The following is a 6,852-nucleotide window of genomic DNA, read 5'->3' on the forward strand; positions in this document are numbered from 1 at the left end:
GCGCTGGACAGGCCGATCCTGCTCTCGGTCGGCTATGCCGCCTGCCATTGGTGCCACGTCATGGCGCATGAAAGCTTCGAGGACGATGGTGTCGCCGCCGTCATGAACCGTCTGTTCGTCAATATCAAGGTCGACCGCGAGGAGCGCCCCGACATCGACCAGATCTATATGGCCGCGCTCTCCGCGATGGGCGAGCAGGGTGGCTGGCCACTGACCATGTTCCTGACGCCGGACGGCAAGCCGTTCTGGGGCGGCACCTACTTTCCACGCGAGCCACGCTACGGCCGCCCCGGTTTCATCCAGGTGATGGAGGCGGTGGACAAGGCGTGGCGCGAGAAGCGGGCGAGCCTCAACCAGAGCGCCGACGGCCTGACCACACATGTCGAGGCACGGCTCGCCGGTTCGCACGCGAAAACAGGGCTCGACCGCGACACGCTGGCTGAGCTTGCCAAGGGCATAGACGGCATGATCGACCGCGATCTGGGCGGCTTGCGTGGCGCGCCGAAATTTCCCAATGCGCCGTTCATGCAAACGCTGTGGCTGTCCTGGCTGCGCGACGGCAACGCCAGCCATCGCGACGACGTTCTCAACAGCCTTGAACAGATGGTCAGCGGCGGCATCTACGACCATGTCGGCGGCGGGCTCAGCCGTTACTCGACCGATGCCGAATGGCTGGTGCCGCATTTCGAAAAGATGCTTTACGACAATGCCCAGCTGATCCGCTTCTGCAACTGGGCCCATGCCGCAAGCGGCAACGGGTTGTTCCGGGTCCGAATCGAAGAGACGGTCAACTGGCTGCTGCGCGAGATGCGCGTCGACGGCGGCGCTTTTGCCGCCAGTCTCGACGCCGACAGCGACGGCGAGGAAGGGCTGTTCTACACCTGGAGCCGAGACGAGATCGAAGCCGCCCTCGTCGACGATTCCGCCTTGTTTTTCAAACACTTCACGCTCTCCAGCCCGCACGGCTGGGAAGGCAAGCCGGTCGTCCACCAAACCCTGTCCCAGCAATCGCACTATGTGATCGATCGCGAAGAGATCGGCCCGCTCAAGGCGAAACTCCTCACCGTGCGAGAACAGCGGGTCAGGCCCGGTCTTGACGCAAAGACCCTCACCGACTGGAACGGCCAGATGATCGCAGCGCTAGCAGAGGCCGGCCGTTCGCTGGCGCGGCCTGACTGGATCGACGCGGCGGCAAAAGCCTTCGCCCACATCAGCACCGCCGGCCGCGACGGCCGTCTGCCGCATTCGATGCTCGGCGCTAGAAAACTATTCCCTGCTTTGTCCAGCGACTATGCCGCCATGACCAACGCAGCGATCTCGCTGTTCGAGGCCACTGGGGATTGGAGCTATGTCGATCAAGCCGGCCAGTTCATCGGGCAACTCGACCATTGGCACGCCGATACCGAAAAGACAGGTTATTACCTGACCGCCTCGGACAGCACCGACGTGCCGATCCGCATCCGCGGCGATGTCGACGAGGCCATTCCCTCCGCCACCGGCCAGATCATCGAGGCACTGGTCCGGCTGGCCTCCGTCACCGGCAATCTCGACCTGCAGGAAAGGGCCTGGCAAGTTGCCGAGCACGCCGCCGGCCGCGCGTCGCACCAGGCCTATGGCCAGGCCGGCATCGTCAACGCCTGCGCGCTGGCGATCGAGCCGCTCAAGCTGGTCATCGTCGATGCGCCTGACGATCCAAAGTTCGTTCCGGTTGCGAATCGAAGTCCGGACCCCCGCCGCGTCGACGTTGTCGTGCCGATCGGTACGGGTACGAATCGACCCTTGCTGCCTGGCGGAATCCTGCCGCCGACCAACGAGGCGGGTGCATGGTTGTGTACTGGGCAGGTGTGTTTGCCGGTCGTGACGGATGCTGAAGAGTTGGAACGATTGTTGCGAGGGCTATAAGGGCAACGCTGCTCGATCAGCCCAAAATTGCGGCGCTGGCGCCGCCCCTCATTGCCCTGCCGGGCATTTCTCCCGTATAGGGACGGGGAGAAAGACGCCGTCATGGACGGTTTCGCCAATTTTCAAACGAGCGCCGAGGGTGCGGCCATCTCCCTTCTCCCCGTCACTATACGGGGAGAAGGTGCCGGCAGGCGGATGAGGGGCAGCGCAAGCAGTTGCCCGTTGGCCCTCGCCAGTCCTCTTACGTGTTCATCGAATCGAAGAAATCCGCATTGGTCTTGGTCTGCTTGAGCTTGTCGATCAGGAACTCGATTGCGTCGGTGGTTCCCATCGGCGCCAGGATGCGGCGCAGCACGAAGATCTTCTGCAGATCCTGCTTGGAAACCAGCAGGTCTTCCTTGCGGGTGCCGGACTTCAAGATGTCCATGGCCGGATAGATGCGCTTGTCGGCCACCTTGCGGTCGAGCTGGATTTCGCAGTTGCCGGTGCCCTTGAACTCTTCGAAGATGACTTCGTCCATGCGGCTGCCGGTATCGATCAGCGCGGTGGCGATGATGGTCAGCGAACCGCCTTCCTCGATGTTGCGGGCGGCGCCGAAGAAGCGCTTCGGCCGCTGCAGCGCGTTGGCGTCGACACCGCCGGTCAGCACCTTGCCGGATGACGGCACGACGGTGTTGTAGGCGCGGCCGAGGCGGGTGATCGAATCGAGCAGGATGACGACGTCGCGGCCATGCTCGACCAGGCGCTTGGCCTTCTCGATGACCATTTCGGCGACCTGCACGTGGCGCACCGCCGGCTCGTCGAAGGTCGAGGAGATCACCTCGCCCTTCACCGAGCGCTGCATGTCGGTCACTTCTTCCGGCCGCTCGTCGATCAGCAGCACGATTAGATAGCATTCCGGATGGTTGGCGGTGATCGAGTGGGCGATGTTCTGCATCAGAACCGTCTTGCCGGTACGCGGCTGCGCGTTGATCAGAGCGCGCTGTCCCTTGCCGATCGGCGCGACCAGGTCGATCACACGCGGCGAGATGTCCTTGGTGGTCGCATTCTCGATCTCCATCTTCAGCCGCTTGGTCGGATAGAGCGGCGTCAGATTGTCGAAGTGGATCTTGTGGCGGATCTTTTCGGGATCGTCGAAATTGATGGTGTTGACCTTCAGCAGCGCGAAATAGCGCTCGCCCTCTTTCGGGCTGCGGATCGGCCCTTCGACCGTATCGCCGGTCTTCAGCGAAAAGCGCCGGATCTGCGACGGCGAAATATAGATGTCGTCGGGACCTGGCAGATAATTGGCATTGGCGGAGCGCAGGAAGCCGAAACCGTCCTGCAGCACCTCGACCACGCCATCACCGATGATCTCGATCTCCTGGGCGGCCAGCTTCTTCAGGATCGCAAACATCAGCTCCTGCTTGCGCATGACGCTGGCGTTTTCGACCTCGAGCGATTCGGCATAAGCGATCAGCTCTGGCGGTTTCTTGTTCTTGAACTCGGCGAGTTTCATTTCTTGCATAGACGGACCTTGAATAGATGGAGTCTGGGTAGGCTTTGGGAAAATATCGGCGGGATGCGACAAATGCCGGGCGCGGCCGAAAACAATGAGGGGCGGCGCATGACGGGAAGGAAGACCCGTCTTTTATCGTCGGTCGGGTGAAAGAGCAAGCTGCGTTTTGCGTGACCTATGAAGGCTTGAAACGCATCACTGCCCGTCGTTGTCTCCTGGCCGTTTTTGAGCAGCATGCATCAGAACGGCTTGACCACCACCAGGATGACGATTGCGATCATCAGCAATGTGGGGATCTCGTTGACCATCCGCCAGTGCCTGGCCGGTTTTTCATTGCGGTCCTCGGCGAATTTGCGCACCGCGCCGGCCAGATATCCGTGAACGGCGGACAGCAAAAGCACCGCACCGATCTTGGCATGCAGCCAGCCGCCCTGGAAACCAAAACCCTTCCAGGCGAGCCACAGGCCGAACACCCAGGTGACGATCATCGCCGGGTTGATGATGCCGCGCAGCAGGCGCCGCTCCATCACCTTGAAGGTCTCCGATTGCACCGAGCCCTTCTCGGCATCGGCATGATAGACCAGCAGCCGCGGCAGATAGAGCATGCCCGCCATCCATGAGATGACGGCGAGGATATGGATCGCCTTTGCCCAGAGATAGAAGCTGTCGGGTGCCGCGAAATACAAAAGCGCGGTGAGAACGACCAGCACCGCGATACCTGACATCATCCGCATCATCGCCTGACCGGTGCTGTTCGCGTTTTTCATCTCAGCCATCAGCGTGTCGCGCTCCGCACCTGTTTCACCATCGCCTCGACATGGGCGATCGGCGTCTCCGGCGTGATGCCGTGACCGAGATTGAAGATCAGCGGCCCGTCTCCCAGCGCCCTCAGGATCGCCTCGACGCCATCCGACAGCGCCTTGCCGCCAGCCACGAGCCGCAAGGGATCGAGATTGCCCTGAACCGCACCCGAGCGCTGCAATTCCTTCGCTGCGATCAGGGGTACCGTCCAGTCGATCCCCAGCGCCGTCACGCCGGTCTTCTGTCGATATGTCCGGTAGCGCGAACCGGCACCCTTGGGAAAACCGATGATCGGAACATCGGGATGAACCGCCCGCACCCGGCCAACGATCTCGGCCATCGGCTGAACGCAGAACAGGTCGAAACTCTCATCGTCCAGCACGCCGGACCAGGAATCGAATATCTGCACCACATCCGCACCCGCCTCGATCTGGCGGATGAGATAGGCGGCCGAATGTTCGGCAAGCACCTTCAGCAATCGTTGAAAGGCCACCGGTTCGCGATAGGCAAAAAGCCGCGCCGGCGCCTGGTCGGGCGTGCCATGACCGGCGATCATGTAGGTCGCCACCGTCCACGGCGCGCCGCAGAAGCCGATCAGGGTTGTCTCTTCGGGCAGTTTGGCCCGCAACCGGCGAACCGTCTCATAGACCGGTTCGAGATTCACGTGAAACACCTTGCCTTCCAGAGCCAAAATCTCCGGCGCGGTGATCGGCGTCAGCAGCGGCCCTCTGCCCTCTTCAAAGCGAACGTCACGGCCAAGCGCATGCGGAACGACAAGGATATCGGAAAACAGGATCGAGGCATCGAAACCAAAACGCTCGATCGGCTGCAAGGTCACTTCGACCGCAAGGTCGGGATCGTAGCAGAGGTCCAGGAACGAGCCTGCTCGCCTGCGTGTCTCCCGATACTCCGGCAGATAGCGTCCGGCCTGACGCATCATCCAGAGCGGAGGCGGAAAATGAGCCTTGCCCTTCAGGACATCCAGCATGATCCGGTTCTGGGGCATCGGGCGCTCGCTTCTCCCAGCCTCTTCTATAATCAAAGATTCTTATATCTAAGATTCTTCTGATTCTAAGAGTCTGTTGGTTCTGGTGGTTGTCACCTGTCCCGCTTTGCCCCGGAAAACACCAGCCAACATATTGTCGCGTGCTTCTTTTTCCCAGATGTAGGGTTCTGGGGATGGCTCGGAATCGATCAATCGAGTCAAAGCGTTAGGCATTGCGGTGAAAGGCGGGTCCTGTGGACGGACCGTAGTCGAAAAAAGCCGTCCCCAAACTTGTCCCCAATCGCCCGACGAAGCTGACAGCGCATCGAATTGTGGACAAACTGCCATCTGATACAGTCGCCTCCGACAGGCCAGTCTTTTCATCCCGCTTTATCCACAGAAGCCCACAGCCCCAGGTGACCCCCTGTGAACAAACCCCAGAGCTTCTTCCACCTGCACCTGATTTCCGACGCGACCGGCGAAACGCTGCTCGCCGCCGGCCGGGCGGCTTCGGCGCAGTACAAGGATGCGCGCGCCATCGAGCATATCTATCCGCTTATCCGCACCGAAAAGCAGGTGGCGAAGGTGTTCGAGGACATCGAGGAGGAACCGGGCATCATCCTCTATACGGTCGTCGACCAGAAGCTGGCGCGCGGCATCGACGAGCGCTGCGCGGCCATGGGCCTGCCCTGTGTATCGGTGCTGGAGCCGGTGCTGACCGTGTTCCAGTCCTATCTCGGCACCCCGGCCGGCCGCCGCGTCGGCGCCCAGCATGTCCTCGACGCCGAGTATTTCCGCCGCATCGACGCGCTCAATTTCACCATGGACCATGATGACGGCCAGTTGCCGCTCAACATGGACGATGCCGATGTGGTGCTGATCGGCATTTCTCGCACGTCGAAGACGCCGACCAGCATCTATCTCGCCAATCGCGGCATCAAGACCGCCAACATCCCGATCGTGCTCGGCGTGCCGGTGCCGGAAAGCCTGGTTGCCGCCAGCAAGCCGCTGATCGTCGGGCTGATCGCCACCGCCGAGCGCATCTCGCATGTCCGGCAAAATCGCATCCTCGGCAACAGCGGCTCGTATGAGGCATCGGATTATGTCGACCGCGCCGCAATCGGCGAGGAGCTCGCCTATGCCCGCAAGATCTGCACGCGCCATGGCTGGCCGATGATCGACGTCAGCCGCCGCTCGATCGAGGAAACGGCGGCGGCCATCGTTGCCCTGCGGGGGAAGAATAGATAGATGAGCGAGGAGTGCGTTTTCCGAGTCTTCCCTGGCGGAAATTCGGCGCCGCCCCTCACCTGCCTGCCGGCATCCTCTCCCCGTATAGTGACGGGGAGAGGGGCGCTGTCATTGATGGTTTCGCCAATCGCGACTGTGGCTGGAAACAGCGCCAGCGCTGAAGCTGCCCCTTTCTCCCCGTCTCTATACGGGGAGAAATGTCCGGCAGGACAATGAGGGGCAGCGCCAACCTTACAGGACTAGAGCTGATCAAACTCCAACCGCGCCTGTGTCTGCGCCCGAGTGCAAAATGACCGAAAAACTCATCCTCGCTTCCGGCAGTCCGTTCCGAAAGGCGATGCTGGTCAATGCCGGCGTCGACGTCGAGGCGGTGCCGGCCGATGTCGACGAGCGCGCGCTCGATGGGCCCCTGCAGGAC

The 6,852-nt window shown here is 61.6% G+C and carries 6 protein-coding genes; 3 read left to right on the top strand and 3 right to left on the bottom strand.

The features are described 5' to 3' along the window. The coding region (locus EN750_RS12255) for a thioredoxin domain-containing protein (RefSeq protein WP_145967589.1) at positions 1 to 1,902 on the top strand (1,902 nt) is incomplete at its 5' end. 241 nt (positions 1,903 to 2,143) lie between these two features. On the opposite strand, the gene rho is transcribed toward EN750_RS12255, so the two are convergent. The 3 genes from rho to hemE all read right to left on the bottom strand — a co-directional run bounded on the left by rho (position 2,144) and on the right by hemE (position 5,207). Beyond that, complete coding sequence (gene rho, locus EN750_RS12265; protein ID WP_127268017.1) at positions 2,144 to 3,409, bottom strand: transcription termination factor Rho; 1,266 nt, start codon at positions 3,407 to 3,409, stop codon at positions 2,144 to 2,146. A gap of 230 nt (positions 3,410 to 3,639) precedes the next feature. Next, complete coding sequence (gene hemJ, locus EN750_RS12270) at positions 3,640 to 4,176, bottom strand: protoporphyrinogen oxidase HemJ (protein ID WP_127396582.1); 537 nt, start codon at positions 4,174 to 4,176, stop codon at positions 3,640 to 3,642. Then, entirely contained in the window at positions 4,176 to 5,207 is a 1,032-nt protein-coding gene (gene hemE, locus EN750_RS12275) for a uroporphyrinogen decarboxylase (RefSeq protein ID WP_127396583.1), read from the bottom strand. Before hemE ends, hemJ begins: the two co-directional genes overlap by 1 nt. 405 nt (positions 5,208 to 5,612) lie before the next feature. Between hemE and EN750_RS12280 the strand changes: the two genes are divergently transcribed. After that, on the top strand, positions 5,613 to 6,434 hold the full coding sequence (locus tag EN750_RS12280) for a pyruvate, water dikinase regulatory protein (RefSeq protein WP_127320737.1): 822 nt from the start codon (positions 5,613 to 5,615) through the stop codon (positions 6,432 to 6,434). Positions 6,435 to 6,723: 289 nt separating this feature from the next. Further along, positions 6,724 to 6,852, top strand: a 129-nt coding sequence (locus EN750_RS41475; protein WP_189526163.1) for a Maf family protein, incomplete at its 3' end; no start/stop codon positions are given.

The organism is Mesorhizobium sp. M7A.F.Ca.ET.027.03.2.1 (genome assembly GCF_003999175.1).
Classification (GTDB): domain Bacteria; phylum Pseudomonadota; class Alphaproteobacteria; order Rhizobiales; family Rhizobiaceae; genus Mesorhizobium.

Bases quoted from the DNA above. Each gene is read 5' to 3' on its own strand.
- rho (WP_127268017.1), bottom strand. From the start codon at position 3,409: ATGCAAGAAATGAAACTCGCCGAGTTCAAGAACAAGAAACCGCCAGAG.
- hemJ (WP_127396582.1), bottom strand. From the start codon at position 4,176: ATGGCTGAGATGAAAAACGCGAACAGCACCGGTCAGGCGATGATGCGG.
- hemE (WP_127396583.1), bottom strand. From the start codon at position 5,207: ATGCCCCAGAACCGGATCATGCTGGATGTCCTGAAGGGCAAGGCTCAT.